Source organism: Luteibacter anthropi (genome assembly GCF_023699965.1).
Lineage (GTDB): Bacteria > Pseudomonadota > Gammaproteobacteria > Xanthomonadales > Rhodanobacteraceae > Luteibacter > Luteibacter anthropi.
The window spans coordinates 2,412,386-2,430,228 of the sequence record NZ_CP077072.1 but is presented as its reverse complement, the minus strand read 5'-3'; the positions used below and the strand labels follow the sequence as shown (position 1 = coordinate 2,430,228).

The window sequence follows — 17,843 nt, the reverse complement described above, 5'->3', positions numbered from 1 at the left end:
TGCATCAGCACACAACACTGTAGTCCCGAATTGCCAATAAATAATAATAAAAATTATCAGGCAATAAGGGCAAAGCAAGCCTAATCACCCCGCGCTGACTGCCAGATCAACGCGCCACCCGTCGTTCCAGCGAACGCTGGAACCCAGTGCGGTGAGATGGGTTTTCGCGTGCGGGTTGCGTGTATAAGGGCCGATGGTGCGTGATCGTTTTGCTCGCGTCTGGCGAAGGCGATGCACGACAGTTGCAATTGCAATTCATGAGTCGCATCATGCCCGGACGACCATCGCCTGCCCAGCGATACAGATGCCCCGCGACGACCCGACACATCCTGCCGGGTACGGCGAAGCCTGCCCGATCGCCCGGCATGCGGATCACTGGAAGGACACCGCACACTTCCCGACGAGGCTCATCCATGACTACCCAGCTTTACGGCTTCTGGCGCTCGAACGCTGCCTTCCGCGTTCGTGTGGCGCTTGCCTTGAAGAACATCCCCTGCGAAGAAATCGAAGTCGACATCCTCTCCGGGCAGCAGTTCGATCCGGAGTATGCAGCGCTCAATGCGGAACATGTCGTGCCCACCTTCATCCACAACGGCCATCGCCTGTTCCAGTCAATGGCGATCATGGAGTACCTCGACGAGATTCATCCGGAGCCGCGCTTGCTCCCGGACAACCCCGAGGAACGTGCCTATGCACGCTCACTGGCGCTCGTCTCCGTCGCGGATGCCCATCCCCTCGTCGTGCCGCGCGTGCGCAATCATCTCGCCCATGCATTCAATGCAGACAACGCCGCGATTGTGGCGTGGTGCAGGCACTGGGCAGCCGAAGGGCTCGCCACGTATGAACGCCTGCTCGGGCATCGTCCTGCGTCGCCCTTTGCACTGGGCGACGCACCGGGTATCGCCGATATATGCATCGCCGGGCAGATCATCACTGCCGAGCTTTATGACCTCGATGTCACGGACTACCCGCAAGTCGCGACGCTCACGGCACGCTGCTTCGAGCTGCCCGCGTTCCGTGATGCCCATCCGTCCCGACGTCCGGGGTATGTGCGGTGACATTGGTTTCCCCGACGTGAGGCTTCCCGAGGCGCCCTTGGTGTGACGGCCCCTTCCGGGCAAGAAGCGAAAGCGGGTTTCCGCCGTCATCTCCGTTGGAAAGGGCGAGAATTCCGTCGAAATCCCGTCAATTTGAAGGCATAGACTTGAAATCCCGCCATATTGACGGGATGATGAGCTTATCGCGTCATTTTGGCGGAGTATCCAGGAATCCCGTCAAATCGTCACTTCATTGCCCGGAGAGCAGCCATGGCCATACAGGAGACCGCCGTACTTCAGGCACTGGAGGAACTGACAGCTGACGGTACACCACGAGCTTCCGCGCTCGAGGTCGCAGGGAAAGCCACCGTTTCCGAATCCACGGCGCGACGCCACCTCACCCGACTGGTAGCCGCAGGGAAAGTGGTCGTGGAAGGCCGGGCGCGTAGCACTCGCTATTCACTCGCCTATGCCCATGCCCCGGAGGTGATGCACGCGCCTCCGGGCGGAGTCAGGCAGGAAGCAGCTCCCTACAGCAGCATCGCATGGTCACCGGCGGCGAGCCGCCTGCTGAAAAAGCTGGCCGCACCCCTCATGGCCCGCGATCCCGTCGCGTACAACCGGACACTGCTCGACAACTACGTCCCGGGCGTCACGTGGCTTCTGCCAAAAATGCTCGCCGACGACCTTCTGCAGGAAGGCCGGCTGCCCGATCAGCAACCCGCAGGCACCTACGCACGAAAGGTATTGGAACAACTGCTCGTCGATCTCTCCTGGTCATCATCCAGGCTGGAGGGAAACACCTATTCCATGCTCGACACGGAACGCCTTTTCAAACAGAACGCCACCGACACGGACATGGATGCCGTGATGCTTCTGAACCACAAGCGCGCCATCGAATTCCTTGTCGATGACGGCCCGATGCGCGGTCTCACCACATCAACGATGCGCAATATCCATGCGCTGCTGATGGAAAACCTCATCCCGGATGAACAACTGGGGGATATCCGCAGCACGCCCGTATTCATCACGGGAACCACCTTCATCCCCCTTCAATCGCCCCAGGTGATCGACGAGCTTTTCGCCGCCATCGCCTACAAGGCCCGTCTTATCGTCCAGCCGATTGAAGCGGCCTACTTCCTGTGGACGCACATCGCCTACCTTCAGCCGTTCATCGACGGCAACAAGCGAACGAGCCGCATCTCGGCGAACATTCCCCTCACGCTGTACAACTGCTCGCCACTCGCCTTCATGGACGTAGACCGCGGCGATTACGCGCGGGCCGTGATGGGCATCTACGAGTTCAATGATTTCAGTGCAGCCACCGATCTTTTCGAGTGGACTTACCGACGCTCCATCAAGCGATACAAGGCGATCCTTCAGGCCGCGAGTGGCGTGGATCAGACGGCCCTTCGCTTTCGTAGTGAGTTGATATCGGCTATCGGCATGATTGTGGGCGTAGGCAAACCGCTGGAGGCTGCTCTTCAGGCACTTCATCTGGAGCCCTCAGACGCGGACACTTTCAGGGCGTTGCTGAACGAGCGTCTTGATTCCATGCAGCCGTACAACAGCGCGCGATATCGGCTATCGGAGGAGCGCACGCTCCAGTGGATAGAAGCCGGGCGACCTCGCTAGCCCATGAAGGCCAAATTGCCTGCTCATCCGGCCGGCTTAAAGGAGGACAGGGCCGGCTGCCCTAACCTTTAATAGCAACCAACACTATTAAAGTTTAAGGTGCTAACCTTTAATAAGCCTTGATCTTATTAAAGGATGGCGCCATGCGCCGAACTGACGTCAGCCGCGATCGCCAACCGTTCCTGGTCAAGCTTGAGGACCACCCGCACTGCTGGGCCATGGTTCCACCACCAACGCCTCGAAAGCTGCCCGGCACCATACCGCTGCTCCTCAGGCGGCTCAACGAGGCACACGAGGCCTTGGGCGCCCTGCGGACAGCGGCGGCAACGCTGCCCAATGCCGACCCGATCACCCGGACCTTGTCCCGCCGCGAAGCGGTGCTCAGCTCCCAGATCGAAGGCACCCGAACCCAGCTACCCGACCTGTTCGAATACGAGGTGACGCAGGGCGCGGATGGCAAGGCACCCGATGCCCCCGAAGTGGAGCGCTACGTGCAGGCCCTGGAAGAAGGTCTGGGCTCCCTTCGCGAACATCCCGGGCGCCAAGGCATCACGCTCGACCTGATCAAGCGAATGCATGCCGTCCTGTTGGACGGTGCAAGGGAAGAACTCACGCCCGGGCACTTCCGCACGACCCAGGCCTGGATCGGAAGCGGTCGTCTGGAAGATGCCACCTTCGTGCCGCCTCCTCCGGCCGTCGTATCCGGCTGCATGCAGGAACTGGAATCCTCAATGCTCCAGTACCAGCCGCGCGACGATGAAATGACGACAATATCCATCGTGGCGCAAATGGCCATCGCCCATGCCCAATTCGAAACGATTCACCCATTCGCCGACGGCAATGGTCGCGTAGGGCGTCTGATCCTTCCATTGATGATGGCGGCCGAAGGCTACCCGCCCTTGTATCTATCCGGATATCTGGCGCGTTACCGCCGCGCCTACTTTGATGCACTGGCGGGTGTTCAACTCAAAGGACAGTGGGACACCTGGGGCATCATGTTCTGCGACGCGATCGCGCAGTCAGCCAGGGCATCCATCGCCGTGGCAGCGGATCTCAATGCCATCCATGATCAGTGGGTTCAGAGTCTGTCCGATCTCAGGAGCAACGCAGCTGCTCGCCGCTTCCCACAGCTGTTGTTGGGACGACCGGTGATTACCGTCAAGGAAGCCGCTGCACAACTCGGGGTGAGCTTCCCGACGGCAAACGATGCTATCGGCCTGCTTGTAGAGCGGGAGATTCTCGCTGAGCCCAAAGGTAAGCGGGACCGCGTCTTTTATGCCACGCAGATTCTTAGGCGATTGGAACTACCGTAGAGGGACAAAAGAGAACGTCTGTCTTTCGTCAGTTTCACAGTCACCGAAGTTTTTCCGCGTATAAAAAAACACAGCCTCGAAATGGCGAGGCTGTGTCTTTGTTTTCAAATCACGTTAGAGGCGAGTACGCCTCAGAACGGAATATCGTCGTCATCAAACCCTTCATTGACCGGCGGTGCAGACCGCTGCGGTTGATTGCCACCACGCTGCTGGCCGTAATCGCCGCCGCCCTGGCCGCCACCGAAGTTGCCGCCACCGCCGCCGCTGCGCTGGTTGCCGCCGCCGCTCCAGTTGTTGCCGCCACCGCCGGCACCGCCGCCGAAGTTGCCGCCGCCCTGCTGGCCGCCGCGCGACTGCTGCGGGCGCGAGGCGCCCTGGCCGCCGCCGAAGCCGCCGCCACCTTCACCACCACCGCCCTGGCCGCCGAGCATCTGCATCTCGTTGGCGACGATGTCGGTGCTGAAGCGCTCGACGCCGTCCTTGTCGGTGTACTTGTCGGTGCGCAGCGAACCTTCGATGTAGACCTGACGGCCCTTCTTCAGGTACTCGCCGGCGATCTCCGCCAGCTTGCCGAACAGCTTGACGCGATGCCATTCGGTGCGGTCCTGGCGTTCGCCGCTCTGCTTGTCGGTCCAGCTTTCGGACGTGGCGATGCGCAGCGAGGTGATCGCCGTGCCGCTGCCGGTGTAACGGACTTCGGGGTCCGCGCCGAGGTTGCCGACGATGATGACCTTGTTGATGCCGCGTGCCATGGAATTCCCTCGTAATACGTGTCTTTGGCCCCGTGGCCCGTGGCCGGGGGCGCTGCCGATGTCCCGCGAACGCCCTTGGGCGGCGAACAGGTCGGACCGTGTAGTTTGGGCGATGCCCGGCTCCGGATCAAACAGGTTTCGCCCGGCCGTTGGCGTGGGCGGCTTCCCGGCCTAGCCCAGCGCCTGCGCGGCCGCGCCAGCGATGCGCCGGGTGCCCCACAGGGCCAGCGGCAGCCAGGCCAGGGTGGCGATGGCGGCGGCCACGAACACGCCCTGCACGCCAAGCTGGCCCAGCGCCACGCCGCCCAGGGCGCCGCCCACGAAGGCGCCGAAGAACTGGCTCGACGAGTAGGCGCCCATGGCCGCACCACGCAAAGGCGCGGGGGCCAGGCGGGAGACGAGACTGGGTAGCGCCGCCTCCAGCAGGTTGAAGGCGGAGAAGAACAGCGTGGCGGCGGCGCCCAGGAAGACGATGTGGCTGGCGGTGACGGCCATGCCAGCCAGGGCCACGCCCAGGGCGAGGACGCAGGCCACGATCATCCGCATGCTCTGCCCCACTTCGCGCATGCGCGGCAGCAGGCCGCCCATCACCAGCGCGGCGACCAGCATCACCGGAAGGTAGAGCATCCACTGGTCGGAGACCGCGAGCTTCCAGGTGTCGGTGAGCAGGATGGGCAGGCCCACGAAGCTGGCCGTGAGCAGGGCATGCAGGAAGAACACCGAGCCGTTGAGCAGCAACATCTGCGGGTCGAGGAACATCACCCGCAGGTCGCGCCAGGTGCTCCCGCCGCTGGCGCGCTGGATCTCGGGCGCAGGCACCACGAACCACAGCAGGATCATGGCCAGCAGGGCCAACACGGAGGTAAGGCCGAACAGGCCACCGAGGCCGGAGACGGCTTCCAGCGGCGGGCCGAGCACCAGCGCCAGCAGGAAAGACATGCCGATGGAGACGCCAATGATGCCCATGGCCTTGCTTCGACGGTCTTCACGCGTGAGGTCGGCCACCAGCGCGCTGCCGGCACCAGCCACGGCGCCCATGCCTTGCAGGGCCCGGCCCAGGGCAATGCCGGCCAGGGTGTGCGAGCAGGCAGCCACGATGCCACCGACGGCGAAGACGAGCAGGCCCAGGGTGATGGCCGGCTTGCGGCCGATGCGATCGGAGAGCAGGCCCAGCGGCACCTGCAGGCACATCTGGCCGATGCCGTAGACGCCCAGGGCCACGCCGATCAGCCACGGCGTGGCATCAGGCATGCTGCGCGCATAAACGGAAAAGACGGGCAGGATGAGGAACAGGCCGAACAGGCGGAGGCTGATCACCGCAGCCAGTGTGATGGCGCTACGCAGTTCGAGGGGGCTGAGTTTGCTCACCGAAGGGTTCCGGAGACGGCGCACCAGGGCGACAACGGACTTCGATTATACGGATCGTCGGCCAGTGAACCGTCCCGGCACGGGCTCATGCCTATAATGTGGGCTGATTTGCCGCACACACCATAACGGGCACCATGCACTCCCTCGCCGAAAGCCAGACCACCCTCGATTTCGCAGGCGTCCGCGCCCTCGCCGCCGACGACATGGCGCAGGTCGACGCCCTGATCCGCAGCCGCCTGGCGTCCGACGTGGTGCTGATCAACCGCATCGCCGACCACATCATCGCCGGTGGCGGCAAGCGCCTGCGCCCCATGCTCCATGTGCTCGCGGCCGGCGCCGCCGGCTACCAGGGCAAGGAGCACGCGAAGCTCGCCGCCATCATCGAGTTCATCCACACCTCCACGCTGCTGCACGACGACGTGGTGGACGAATCCGACATGCGTCGCGGCCGCAAGACGGCAAACGCCCTGTGGGGCAATGCGGCGAGCGTGCTGGTGGGTGACTTCCTCTATTCGCGGTCGTTCCAGCTGATGGTTGAGCTGGACGATATGCGGATCATGCGCATCTTGGCGGATACCACCAACACCATCGCCGAGGGCGAGGTGTTGCAGTTGCTCAATATCGGCAATGCCGACGTGGATGAAGCCGCCTATCTGGCCGTGATCGAGCGCAAGACGGCCGTGCTCTTCGCGGCCGCCACCGAGTTGGGTGGCGTGCTTGGGGGGCTGGACGATACGCAGACGGCGGCGCTTCGTCGCTACGGCATGGAGCTGGGTTATGCCTTCCAGATTGCCGACGACCTGCTCGATTACGTGTCGGATGCGGAGACACTGGGCAAGAACATCGGTGACGACCTGGCCGAGGGCAAGCCGACGCTGCCGCTCATTTATGCGATGCAGTCGGCGGATGCCGAGCAGCTGAAGTCGCTGCGTCATGCGATCGAGCATGGCGGGCTGGATTCGCTGGACCGGATCGTGGCGTCCATTCGCGATTCGGGTGCGCTTGAGCGCACTCACGAGAAGGCCACGGCGCACGCGCGCGCGGCCAAGGATGCGCTGTCGGTGTTGCCGGCTTCGGCGCATCGGGATGCGTTGCTGGCGTTGGCCGATTATTCGGTGGAGCGGCGGTTCTGATCGATGGGGAAGCGGTTGGGTTTTTCGCTTCCCTCGCTTTGTGGGTTAATCGCGGATGTGATCTGCCTGCGCTTCTTCGCTTCGTTGGCTGTCGCGCGCGAGGCGCGCTCCTACATGGGCCTCGTTGCCTTGTAGGAGCGCGCCTTGCGCGCGACCGATGACCCAACATGCCGCACGATACCGCGCCCTGCGCGCGACCACTCTCTCAATGCTTCGCGGCAAACGCCTCGTCCAGCCACGCGCGCATCGCGCCATACGCCCGCTTGGCCGTCTTGCCGTTGTAACGACAGTTACCTGTCGTATCGGTAGCTTCTTTTTCCGTAAAACAATGCACCGTGTTGCCGAAATCGGCGGACACCCAGTCGGCCTTTGCCGTGGTCATTTCCTTCTCGAATGCCTGGCGCTGCTCCGGCGGCACGCCTTGGTCGTCCGCGCCATTGAGCGCCAGCACGGCGGCATGAATATCACTGGGCAGCTTGTCGTCGGTGCTTAGCAGGCCGTGGAAACTCACCACCGCGGCGATATCGGCACCGGTACGCGCAAGGTCGAGCACGGCCGAACCACCAAAACAGAAACCGATGGCCGCAAGCTTCGTCGGATCGATGGGTGCGTTCTTTTCCTGGGCCTTCAGTTCCTGCAAGGCACGCGTCACGTGATTGCGCATGATCTTGCGATCCGCGTACAGCGGTTTCACGGCTTCACCTGCTTCGTCGGCGTTCTTCGGACGCACTTTCTCGCCATACATGTCGGTAAGCAGGATGACGTAGTCCTTGCCGGCGATGTCCTTGGCCTTGGCGATGGCATTGTCGTTCACGCCGAACCAGTTCGGCACCATGACGAGGCCGGGGCGTTTGGTTTTCACGGCATCGTCGTAGACGAGAAAGCTCTTGTAGGTGACGCCCTGCTCCGTCCACTGGACGGGCTTGGCGACGACTTCGGCCTGCACGCTGCCGGCGCAGCCGAGCAGCAGTAGGGATAAGGCGAGCAACGAAAGGCGCATCGGTAAACCTCCCTGGGAAGAGGCCCGAGTGTAGGAGCGCGCCTCGCGCGCGACCAGCGTCAGGAAGCACCGGACCGGATGGATATGCCGGGCAATGAGGGGTGCGATGGTTCGCGCCTGAGCGGACGGGGCTGACGGGGCTGACGGGGCGGAAGGTGTTCAGCGTTGTCTCCCATCCGGTCGCGCGCGAGGCGCGCTCCTACAGGAGGTGGCGGAGTCTGCCGGGGCGCATGAGGCGGGTCCTACAGGCCGGAGGCGTGGCGGGTGAGGCGGCGTTTTATGGGCGCGAGGCATTCCAGCAGGCGGATGCCTGCGCCTCGGGCGGCCACCAGAGGTGCGGCCTTACAGGCGTAGATACGTTTCAGCGTGTCGAACGACCAGGCGTCCAGACCATCGGCGCTGCGACGACGGCGTGCGTAGCGGCGGAGCACGTGCGTGGCGGCGATATCGCGGCCGGCGTCGCGCGCGGCAACGAGGGTGTCGCGCAACTCCGTCACATCGCGCAGGCCGAGATTCACGCCTTGCCCGGCCAGCGGATGCACGGTGTGCGCGGCGTCGCCGAGCAGCACGAGGCGGCCGGATTCATAGCGGTCGGCCAGCTTCAGGCGCAGCGGGAAACCCACGCGACGCGTCATCGCGCCAATGGGCCCCAGGCGGAAGTCACTGGCGACGCCCAGTTCGGCACGAAAGCTGTCGTCGTCGAGCGCCAGCACGCGCTGGGCCTCGTCTTCGGGCAGCGACCAGACGATGGAGCAGCGACCGTCCGCCATCGGCAGGAAGGCCAGGGGCCCGGTAGGCAGGAAACGCTGCCAAGCAGTGCGCTCGTGGGGACGCTCGGTTGCCACGTGTGCCACGACACCACGCTGGCCGTAATCCCGGCCATGCGTGCCGATGCCTGCCATCCCACGTAGCGCGGAATCGGCACCATCGGCAGCTACGACAAGGCGTGCGGCAAGCACCTGACCATCGGCGAGATCCAGCTGTGCACGATCTTCGCGCCCGGCGTAAGCCACGACTTCGCCAGGAACGATGCGACGGACGCCGGCATCGTCCAGCGCATGCCACAGCATGGCCTGCACGAGATTGTTTTCGACGATGTAGCCGAGGACATCGCGCCCGTCATCGGCCGCATCGAAACGAACGGTGGCGCCGTTCTCGGCGTCCCATACCACCATGCGCTCGTAGGCCGATGCACGGGCGTCGCGAATGCGCGACCACACGCCGAGCTGATCGAGCAATGCAATGGACGACGGGGCCAGGCCGACCACACGCAGGTCGGGTTCGTCGGCCGCGGACCATGGCGCAGGTTCCTTCGCATCGACCAGCGCCACGGCAAAGCCTGCGCGGGCAAGCGTCAATGCAGCGGTGGCACCGACCATGCCGCCGCCCACGATGGCGACGTCGAGCAGGCCGCTGCGACGGCGCGGGGATTCCTTCCAGTCGTTCATGGTGTGGTCTCCCTCACGGCGAAGGGTGCATGGGCGCGGAAGCCCATGCCCCGGCGACTCATCGCATGGCGCAGCGGCGGAATGCGGTCGAGGGCCAGCATCGCAAGGGAGCGGACCGGGCTCAGCAGAGGCTGGTCGAGACAGGCCAGACGAACCAGGCCATGACTCATCGCCATGGTGCCTTCGCGATCGGCTTTGCGGCGGCTGGCGTACTCGCCGAGCAGGCTTGCGGCACCCACGTCGGATGCGTCGGTGACCAGTTCGGCCAGGGTCAGGGCGTCACGCAGGCCCAGGTTGAAGCCCTGTGCACCGATGGGATGCACGGTCTGCGCGGCGTTGCCGACCAGCACGGCGCGCGTTCCGACCAGCGCCTCGGCCGCTACACGGCGGATGGGATAAGGAGAACGCTTGCCAGGCCGCGACAACCGGCCGAGGCGCCAGCCGAAGCGTTCCTGGGCGAAGGCGACGAAGGCTGCGTCGTCCATCGCCGCCACTTCGTCCGCCCGGTCGGCATCGACCGTGAGAACCATGCCGATCCGGCGGTCCGCCAGCGGCAGCACCGCCACGGGCCCCTCGTTGGTGAAGCGCTCGTAGGCCCGGCCGCGCGGATCGCGCTCCGGTGTCATGGTGCTGACGAAGAGGGCCTGCTCGTAGTCATGATCACGCGTGCCGATGCCGAGCTGCGTGCGGACGCCCGAGGTGGTGCCGTCGGCGCCCACCAGCAGGGGCGTCGTGCGCTCCACGCTGCCTTCGGGCGTGGTCATGACCACGCGCCAGCCATTTTCGACCGGCTCGATCCGCTCCACGCGGGCCGGGGCCAGACGGGTGAGCAGGCGGCAACGATCAAGACGCCGCAGCAATGCTGCACCAAGTTCGCGAGCCGGCAGGGTCCAACCCAGGGCATCTACGCCTTCGTCCGCCGCGTCCATGCGCACGCTGCCGAAGTCACCGGCACGGCTCGTATGAATATGAACGATGGGCGTGGCGCGCGCTTCGGCGAACTCCCACACACCGATGGCCTTGAGGCCGTTCACCGTGGCACGGGCCAGGGCCAGGTTGCGCTCGTCGTAGCTGGGCTGGTCGTCCACGCGGGGCGCGGCGGCCTCCACGAGCACGGCCGGGATGCCGGCGGTATCGAGTGCGATGGCAAGACTGGCGCCGACCAGGCCGCCGCCGACGATCAGGATGGGATCTGGGGAAGTCATGCCGTGATGATAACGCCGCCCGGTGAAGGCGCCGGTACTGCGTCCGCCTGCCGCAGTCACCGGGCGCCCGATAGAATCACTGCCATGGGCAACCGACTGACGAAAATCTATACCCGCACAGGCGATGACGGCACCACCGGCCTGGGCGACGGCAGCCGCACCGGCAAGGACTCCTTGCGGGTGGCGGCCTATGGCACCGTGGACGAGCTGAACAGCGCCATCGGCATGGTCGTGGCCACCGATGGCGTGGACGCCGATGTCCGCGAGGTCCTGCTCCAGCTCCAGCACGAGCTCTTCGACCTGGGCGGGGAGCTGTGCATCCCCGGTATGGTCATGATCCAGGGCGCCGACATCGACCGGCTGGAGGCCGTGCTGGATGACTTCAACGCCGACCTGCCGGCCCTGAAGGATTTCATCCTGCCCGGAGGCGGCATGGCCGCCGCATCATGCCAACTGGCGCGGACGATCTGCCGCCGCGCTGAACGCGAAACCGTCGCGCTGTCCCGCCTCGAGGACGTGCGCCCCGAGGCCATCCGCTACCTGAACAGGCTGTCCGACCTGCTCTTCGTGCTCGCGCGCGTGCTGGCACGACGCAGCGGTCATGGCGAAACCCTCTGGCAACATGAACGACGTCCACGCGGCTGATCGCGGGACGATGTAAGCTCGCAGCGTCGAATTGGCCTTCCGGGCCATGAGGCCGCAGGGGACGTTGCGCCAGGGGGGCGCGCCAGCGTGCGGCCGATGCGACGATTCTGCTACTTTGGCGCCCTTTCGAACGGATAAGACCGAGCCCGTGACGTCACGCATCAGCATCCTGCCTCAACGCCGCCTGCTGGCGACCGCCGTCGCCCTCGTCATCGCTGGCACCGCTGTCGGCGTGCAGGCCAAGACTCCCAAGAACAGCAATGTCATCCAGGCCGGCTCCACGCAGGCCCCGGTGGCGAACTGTCCGCTGGGCTCCTTCATTTGTCCGCCGCGGCCACTCAGCTATGCCATGTGCCGGCCGAACGCCATGCTGGGCTTCTATGAGCCCGAGATCACCAAGGACACGACCTTGCGTGCCACCGCGGCCACCGATGTCCATTCCGGCATCGACGACGGCGGCAAGAGCGGCGTCAAGGTTGAAAGTCCCGAGCCCAACGTCTACCACATGACCGGCGGTGTCCGTCTCGAACGCGCGGACCAGGTCATGCGCGCCGACGATGTCACCTATAACTCCGACTCCACGGCGTACGACGCCGAAGGCAACGTGCGCTACCAGGAGGCCGGCATGCTGGTCTCCGCCGACCGCATGACGGGCACCACCACGCCCAACGAAGGCGAGGCCGAGAATGTCCGTTACCAGCTGCTGCAGTCGCGCGGCAATGGCGTGGCCGAGCACGCCACCGTGCTCGACCCGCAACACGGCCGTTTCCGCATGGCCACGTACTCCACCTGCGACGTCGGCAGCCACATGTGGGACTTCCGCGCCAAGACGCTGAACCTCAACAAGGAAACCGGCGTCGGCGTGGCGCGGAATGCAACGATGCGTTTCAAGAACGTGCCGTTCATGTACCTGCCGTATTTCACGTTCCCGCTGGATGATCGTCGCAAGAGCGGTTTCCTGTACCCGACGTTCGGCTCATCGAGCTACTCGGGCATCTACCTGTCCACGCCGTATTACCTGAATCTGGCGCCGAACTACGATGCCACGATCGATCCGCGCTACTACTCCGACCGAGGTTTCATGCTGGGCGGCGAGTTCCGTTACCTGCTTCCTAAGTCGAATGGCACGGTCTATTTCCAGTACATGGCCAATGACAAGGGCCCGGACCAGGACATCAGCCATACCAGCGATCGTGATGGCTCCAAGCAGCGTTACCTGATTCAGGTCACGAACTCGACCGACCTGGGCGACGGCTTCCATTTCGGGGCGAATATCAACCACGCCTCGGACAACCAGTACTTCCGCGATTTCAGCAACGACCTGTATTCCTCCGCGATCGGGCTGCTGACATCCAGTGCCTATGTGAGCAAGGGTGGCAAATACTGGAATGCGTCGCTTGGCGTGGACGATTACCAGAACGTCGATGCGGGGCTGCCGAATTACGTAGTGCCCTATCGTCGCTGGCCACGTGCCACGTTCAACGTGGATGCGCCTGCCAACAACTGGCTGGATTTCGGGGTAAATACCGAAGCGGTAGCTTTCCGCAAGCTCGATCCGACGCCGATCTCATCCAACCCGCAGGTGCCCGGCCAGGTGGATGGCAACCGCCTGGATATCGCGCCATTCGTGTCGGCTGATTTTTCGGGGGCGTCGTGGTTCGTCCGCCCGCGCCTTGAGTATCGATACACCGGTTACCAGCTGGACAGCGATTACCAGAAGTTCAATTACACCCAGCGAACCCCATCACGATCACTTCCCATTGCCAGCCTTGATACGGGCCTGATCTTCGACCGCCAGACGAACTTGTTCGGTACCAGCTACACGCAAACGCTTGAGCCACGCCTGTACTACCTGTACGTGCCCTATCGCAACCAGAACAACCTGCCACTATTCGATACCAACGAGATGTCGTTCGATTTCTGGCAGCTGTTCACCACCAACCGGTTCTCTGGCGCAGACCGGCAGATGGATGCGAACAACCTGACGGCCGCCCTCACCACTCGCCTGCTCGACGACCATGGTGTCGAACGCTTCTCGGCCAGTATCGGTCAGATTCATTACTTCTCCGACCAGAAGGTACAGGCCTACCCGTATATCACCCCTACCACGTTCGAGAAATCCGATTACGTGGCCCAGATGAGCATGCAATTCAATGACAACTGGCGCCTGAACAGCTCCTACCAGTGGAATCCGAACAAGAAAATCAGCCCCTACCCCAACCTTCAGAACCAGAGCTTCGATCAGGGTCGCGATACCGACCTGGCCACCGTCCAGATCCAGCGACGGATCAAGGGCGACGGCATCGTCAACTTCTCGTATCGTTACCGCCGCAACGTGATGGAACAATTCGACACGTCCGTGGTCTACCCCGTGTCCGAGCGCTGGCGTGCGCTGGCCCGCTGGGTCTTCGCCCGACGCGACATCGTTCCGGTCACATACAACGGCGCCACGTTCAACACCTTTACCTATTCGCACCGCACCCTGGACGCCGCGGTGGGCATCGAGTACGACAGCTGCTGCGCGGCCTTCCGCCTGCTCGGCCGCCATTACGTACACGATTACACCCGTTCCACGGCGAACGCGATCATGTTCGAGGTGGAATTCAAGGGCCTGGGCTCGCTGAACCCGCAATCGGGCCAGTACCTGCGCCGTGCTATCCTTGGCTATCAATAAGTGGGGCAATGGCCCCGGGCACCCTTACCCGATGAAGCAGATCCTCGCCTACTCCCTGCTCGCCGCCTCCATCCTGGTGGCCGTCCCGTCCGCGCACGCCCAGCTCCTGCCGGCCGCCCAGCCGGCCACGCCGGGTAGTGCCGATGTCGGCAACGGTTCACTCGACCGCATCGTCGCGGTGGTGGAAGACGACGTCATCCTGCAGAGCGAGCTGAACGAGGCCATCAATGCCATCGTGCGCCAGTACGCCTCCAACCCGGAGCAGCTGCCGCCCAAGGACATCCTGGCCCGCCAGGTGCTCGACCGCCTCATCCTGATGAAGCTGCAGGTCTCCAAGGCCAACGACCAGAACATCAAGGTCTCCGACCAGGATGTCGACCAGGCCGTGGCCAACGTGGCCCAGCAGAACAAGATGACCCCGGACCAGCTGCGTGTCGCCGTGCAACAGGACGGCTATAGCTTCGCGGCATTCCGCCAGCAGCTGTCCGACCAGATCATCGCCCAGAAGCTCCACGAGAGCATCGTGCGCGACCAGGTCTCGGTCACCGATTCCGAAGTGAACAACCTCCTCGCCAGCCCGAGCTACAAAGCGGGCGAAGTGCATCTGGCCCACATCCAGATCGGCACGCCTTCCAACGGCAGCGCCGCCGACATCGCGGCCGCCCAGGCCAAGGCCGAGGAAGCCCTCAAGGCGATCAAGGGCGGCATGGACTTCAACGCCGCGGCCATCCGCTTCTCCGATGCCCAGGATGCCCTGGACGGCGGCGATCTCGGCTGGCGTCGTCTCGACGAAGTGCCGCCGGCCTTCGCCGATGCCGTGTCCAGCCTGAAGCCGGGCGAGACCACCGGCGCCCTGCGTGGCCCCACCGGTTTCCACATCCTGAAGCTGGTGGACACCCGCGCTCCGGGCCGCCAGGTGGTCACCGAGTATCACGCACGCCAGATCCTCATCAAGCCGTCCGAAATCGTCACCCCGGAACAGGCCGAGAAGAAGGCACAGGACATCTACACCCGCGTGGTCGACAAGCACGAAGACTTCGCCAAGATCGCCAAGGACGACTCCAAGGACAACACCACGGCGAACAGCGGCGGCGACATGGGCTGGTTTGCTAAGGACGCCTGGGGCGCCGCCATCGCGAACAGCATCGACCAGCTGAAGGACAACGAGGTCTCGCATCCCATCCAGACCGACGCCGGCTGGATCATCCTGCAGCGCCTGGGCACCCGCCAGAGCGATCTCACCGATCAGCTCCAGCGCGACCAGGCCCGCCAGACCATCGGCAACCGCAAGGCCGACGCCGCCTACGACAACTTCCTGCGTGACCTGCGCTCGCAGTCGTTCGTGGACATCCGCGTACCGGAGCTGAAAGCACCGGACGACAAGCAGGCCTCTGCCAGCACGCCGTAAACCGATATGAACGCGACCACCCTGCCACGGCTCGCCGTCACCGCCGGTGAGCCTGCCGGGGTCGGTCCCGAGTTGCTTGCCCAGCTTGCGGCAAGCGACCTTCCTGCCGACCTCGTCGCGATCACCGATCGCGGCCTGCTCGAACGGGCCGCCGCGATATGCGGCCTGTCCCTCCATATTCTCGATGACGACGGCGCCCGCCTGACGCAACGTGCCGCCGGCAGCATTCGTGTGCGTCACGTGCCGCTAGGTACAGCCGAGCACTTCGGGCAGCCCGATCCGGCCAACGCGCGACACGTGCTCGATATGCTGGCACTCGCTGCCGAAGGCTGTCTCGATGGCAGCTTCGATGCCGTGGTCACGGGGCCGGTACAGAAAGCCAGCATCAACGAAGCCGGTATCCCCTTCAGCGGTCACACCGAGTTCTTCGCCGAACGCGCAGGCGCCGAGGTCGTGATGATGCTTGCCAGCCCCGAGCTGCGGGTGACGCTTGCCACCACCCACCTGCCGCTGTCGGCCGTGCCATCGGCGGTGACCGCACCCTTGCTGGAACGCACCCTGCGCATCGTGCGTGATGCGCTGGTCGTCCGTTTCGGCATCGCGACGCCGCGCATCGCCGTGCTGGGTCTTAACCCCCATGCGGGCGAAGGCGGCCATATGGGGCGCGAAGAGCTGGACACCATCATCCCCCTGCTTGAGCGCCTGCGCGGCGAGGGCATGGAGCTGCTCGGCCCGCTGCCCGCCGATACGGCCTTCGTCCCCGCCATGCGCGAGCGCTACGACGCCGTGCTGGCCATGTATCACGACCAGGCGCTACCCGTACTCAAGAGCGAGGCGTTCGACCGCACGGTGAACGTCACGCTCGGACTCCCTTTCATCCGCACGTCCGTCGATCACGGCACGGCACTCGACCTGGCCGGCAGCGGCCGGGCGGATCCCGCCAGCCTGTTCGCCGCGACCCTGCTTGCCATCGACCTCGCCCGTCGCGGGGCCCTCGCATGAACGCACGACCCAAGAAAAGTTTCGGCCAGCACTTCCTGCACGACAAGCGTTATATCGACCGCATCGTGACGTCTATCGCCCCGAAGGACGGTGACACCGTCGTCGAGATCGGTCCGGGCGAAGGTGCGATGACCATGCCGCTGCTCGCCGTCGCGAAGAAGATGACGGCAATCGAGCTGGACACCGACCTGATTCCGGGCCTGCAGGAACGCGCCGCCGCCATCGGCGAGCTGCGCATCGTGCATTCCGACGTACTGAAGGTCGATTTTACGGCACTCGCGCGCGAACTGGGCGCGGAGCGCCTGCGCGTTGCCGGCAACCTGCCTTATTACATTTCCAGCCCTATCCTCTTCCACTGCGTCGAGCATGCGTCCGCCATCCAGGACATGCATTTCATGCTGCAGAAGGAAGTCGTGGACCGCATGGCCGCCGAGCCAGGCAGCAAGGTCTACGGGCGCCTCAGTGTCATGTTGCAGCTGGCCTGCAAGGTAACGCCGCTGTTCACGGTGCCACCGGGCGCCTTCCGCCCGCCGCCGAAGGTGGATTCGGCCGTGGTGCGTCTGGTGCCCCTGCCGCCGGAACAGCTGCCCAAGGGCGATCCGGCAAAAATCCACACGGTGGTGAAGGCTGCATTTGCCATGCGTCGCAAAACCCTTTCGAACACGTTGAAAGGCCTGGTGGACGAGGCCACGATCCGCGATCTGGGCATCGATCCGCGTGCCCGCGCCGAAACACTGGCTCCCGGCGATTTCGTCACCCTCGCCAACGCCATCTGAACGGACGAAAGGCGGGCTTGCCCGCCTCTCCCCCGTCCCGGACAATCGGTGCATGAATTCCAAGAATCCCTACACGATCGACGTGGAGGTCGAAACCCGCTTCGTCCCCGACCAGTCGCAGCCGGCCGATAACCGCTATGTGTTCGCCTACACGATCACCTTGCGCAACATCGGCGACACCGGCGCGCAGTTGATGACCCGTCACTGGGTCATCACGGATGCCAATGGCAAGGTCGAGGAAGTGCGCGGCGACGGCGTCGTCGGCGAACAGCCCTGGATGCGTCCGGGCGATTCGTACGAGTACACCTCGGGGGCGGTCCTGGAAACCTCCGTCGGCACGATGGAAGGCAGCTACCGCATGATCGCCGACGACGGCACCCATTTCGACGCGAAGATCCCCGCCTTCGTCCTGTCGATCCCGCGTACGCTGCATTAGGAAAGCATCCA

General features: G+C 64.2%; 15 protein-coding genes. 10 read left to right on the top strand and 5 right to left on the bottom strand.

What is annotated here, in order from left to right:
• The first annotated feature begins 413 nt into the window (after positions 1-413).
• The 3 genes from maiA (at position 414) to KR767_RS10650 (ending at position 3,985) form a co-directional block, all read left to right on the top strand.
• On the top strand, positions 414-1,058 hold the full coding sequence (gene maiA / locus KR767_RS10660) for a maleylacetoacetate isomerase (protein ID WP_250879091.1): 645 nt from the start codon (positions 414-416) through the stop codon (positions 1,056-1,058).
• A 408-nt stretch (positions 1,059-1,466) separates the two neighbouring features.
• Positions 1,467-2,672: a Fic family protein gene (locus KR767_RS10655; protein ID WP_250879090.1), complete on the top strand. Its 1,206-nt coding sequence runs from the start codon at positions 1,467-1,469 to the stop codon at positions 2,670-2,672.
• Positions 2,673-2,815: 143 nt separating this feature from the next.
• Positions 2,816-3,985 carry a Fic family protein gene (locus KR767_RS10650; RefSeq protein ID WP_250879089.1) on the top strand — a complete coding sequence of 390 codons (1,170 nt, stop codon included), beginning with the start codon at positions 2,816-2,818 and terminating at the stop codon, positions 3,983-3,985.
• A gap of 131 nt (positions 3,986-4,116) precedes the next feature.
• On the opposite strand, the gene ssb is transcribed toward KR767_RS10650, so the two are convergent.
• Together ssb and KR767_RS10640 are read right to left on the bottom strand one after the other, a co-directional pair.
• On the bottom strand, positions 4,117-4,737 hold the full coding sequence (gene ssb, locus KR767_RS10645; protein WP_250879088.1) for a single-stranded DNA-binding protein: 621 nt from the start codon (positions 4,735-4,737) through the stop codon (positions 4,117-4,119).
• Between the two features lie 171 nt (positions 4,738-4,908).
• Positions 4,909-6,105: an MFS transporter gene (locus tag KR767_RS10640; protein WP_250879087.1), complete on the bottom strand. Its 1,197-nt coding sequence runs from the start codon at positions 6,103-6,105 to the stop codon at positions 4,909-4,911.
• Between the two features lie 134 nt (positions 6,106-6,239).
• Here KR767_RS10640 and KR767_RS10635 point away from each other — a divergent pair, with 134 nt between their 5' ends.
• A complete protein-coding gene (locus KR767_RS10635; protein WP_166947371.1) occupies positions 6,240-7,238 on the top strand; it encodes a polyprenyl synthetase family protein in 999 nt (332 codons plus the stop codon).
• 205 nt (positions 7,239-7,443) lie between these two features.
• On the opposite strand, the gene KR767_RS10630 is transcribed toward KR767_RS10635, so the two are convergent.
• From KR767_RS10630 to ubiH, 3 genes are all read right to left on the bottom strand, one after another.
• Entirely contained in the window at positions 7,444-8,238 is a 795-nt protein-coding gene (locus tag KR767_RS10630) for a dienelactone hydrolase family protein (RefSeq protein WP_250879086.1), read from the bottom strand.
• Between the two features lie 242 nt (positions 8,239-8,480).
• The gene (locus KR767_RS10625) at positions 8,481-9,686 is read right to left on the bottom strand and encodes a UbiH/UbiF/VisC/COQ6 family ubiquinone biosynthesis hydroxylase (RefSeq protein ID WP_250879085.1); all 1,206 of its coding nucleotides are present in this window, start codon (positions 9,684-9,686) and stop codon (positions 8,481-8,483) included.
• Positions 9,683-10,891 carry a 2-octaprenyl-6-methoxyphenyl hydroxylase gene (gene ubiH, locus KR767_RS10620; protein WP_250879084.1) on the bottom strand — a complete coding sequence of 403 codons (1,209 nt, stop codon included), beginning with the start codon at positions 10,889-10,891 and terminating at the stop codon, positions 9,683-9,685. Before ubiH ends, KR767_RS10625 begins: the two co-directional genes overlap by 4 nt.
• An 84-nt stretch (positions 10,892-10,975) precedes the next feature.
• Between ubiH and KR767_RS10615 the strand changes: the two genes are divergently transcribed.
• From KR767_RS10615 to apaG, 6 genes are all read left to right on the top strand, one after another.
• The gene (locus tag KR767_RS10615; protein ID WP_250879083.1) at positions 10,976-11,536 is read left to right on the top strand and encodes a cob(I)yrinic acid a,c-diamide adenosyltransferase; all 561 of its coding nucleotides are present in this window, start codon (positions 10,976-10,978) and stop codon (positions 11,534-11,536) included.
• A 148-nt stretch (positions 11,537-11,684) separates the two neighbouring features.
• Entirely contained in the window at positions 11,685-14,210 is a 2,526-nt protein-coding gene (locus tag KR767_RS10610) for an LPS-assembly protein LptD (protein ID WP_250879082.1), read from the top strand.
• A gap of 31 nt (positions 14,211-14,241) precedes the next feature.
• Entirely contained in the window at positions 14,242-15,618 is a 1,377-nt protein-coding gene (locus KR767_RS10605) for a peptidylprolyl isomerase (RefSeq protein ID WP_250879081.1), read from the top strand.
• Between the two features lie 6 nt (positions 15,619-15,624).
• A complete protein-coding gene (pdxA, locus tag KR767_RS10600) occupies positions 15,625-16,620 on the top strand; it encodes a 4-hydroxythreonine-4-phosphate dehydrogenase PdxA (protein ID WP_250879080.1) in 996 nt (331 codons plus the stop codon).
• Positions 16,617-17,396, top strand: coding sequence for a 16S rRNA (adenine(1518)-N(6)/adenine(1519)-N(6))-dimethyltransferase RsmA (rsmA, locus tag KR767_RS10595; protein ID WP_166947364.1), 780 nt, complete (start codon positions 16,617-16,619; stop codon positions 17,394-17,396). The genes pdxA and rsmA overlap by 4 nt, the downstream gene beginning before the upstream one ends.
• Before the next feature lie 52 nt (positions 17,397-17,448).
• Positions 17,449-17,832, top strand: a complete 384-nt coding sequence (apaG, locus tag KR767_RS10590) for a Co2+/Mg2+ efflux protein ApaG (RefSeq protein ID WP_166947363.1) — start codon at positions 17,449-17,451, stop codon at positions 17,830-17,832.
• Positions 17,833-17,843 lie beyond the last annotated feature (11 nt).

What these genes read in the sequence shown, in the direction of transcription:
- maiA (WP_250879091.1), top strand. Translation starts at nt 414, where the DNA reads ATGACTACCCAGCTTTACGGCTTCTGGCGCTCGAACGCTGCCTTCCGC.
- KR767_RS10650 (WP_250879089.1), top strand. Translation starts at nt 2,816, where the DNA reads ATGCGCCGAACTGACGTCAGCCGCGATCGCCAACCGTTCCTGGTCAAG.
- ssb (WP_250879088.1), bottom strand. Translation starts at nt 4,737, where the DNA reads ATGGCACGCGGCATCAACAAGGTCATCATCGTCGGCAACCTCGGCGCG.
- KR767_RS10635 (WP_166947371.1), top strand. Translation starts at nt 6,240, where the DNA reads ATGCACTCCCTCGCCGAAAGCCAGACCACCCTCGATTTCGCAGGCGTC.
- KR767_RS10630 (WP_250879086.1), bottom strand. Translation starts at nt 8,238, where the DNA reads ATGCGCCTTTCGTTGCTCGCCTTATCCCTACTGCTGCTCGGCTGCGCC.
- KR767_RS10625 (WP_250879085.1), bottom strand. Translation starts at nt 9,686, where the DNA reads ATGAACGACTGGAAGGAATCCCCGCGCCGTCGCAGCGGCCTGCTCGAC.
- ubiH (WP_250879084.1), bottom strand. Translation starts at nt 10,891, where the DNA reads ATGACTTCCCCAGATCCCATCCTGATCGTCGGCGGCGGCCTGGTCGGC.
- KR767_RS10615 (WP_250879083.1), top strand. Translation starts at nt 10,976, where the DNA reads ATGGGCAACCGACTGACGAAAATCTATACCCGCACAGGCGATGACGGC.
- KR767_RS10605 (WP_250879081.1), top strand. Translation starts at nt 14,242, where the DNA reads ATGAAGCAGATCCTCGCCTACTCCCTGCTCGCCGCCTCCATCCTGGTG.
- pdxA (WP_250879080.1), top strand. Translation starts at nt 15,625, where the DNA reads ATGAACGCGACCACCCTGCCACGGCTCGCCGTCACCGCCGGTGAGCCT.
- rsmA (WP_166947364.1), top strand. Translation starts at nt 16,617, where the DNA reads ATGAACGCACGACCCAAGAAAAGTTTCGGCCAGCACTTCCTGCACGAC.
- apaG (WP_166947363.1), top strand. Translation starts at nt 17,449, where the DNA reads ATGAATTCCAAGAATCCCTACACGATCGACGTGGAGGTCGAAACCCGC.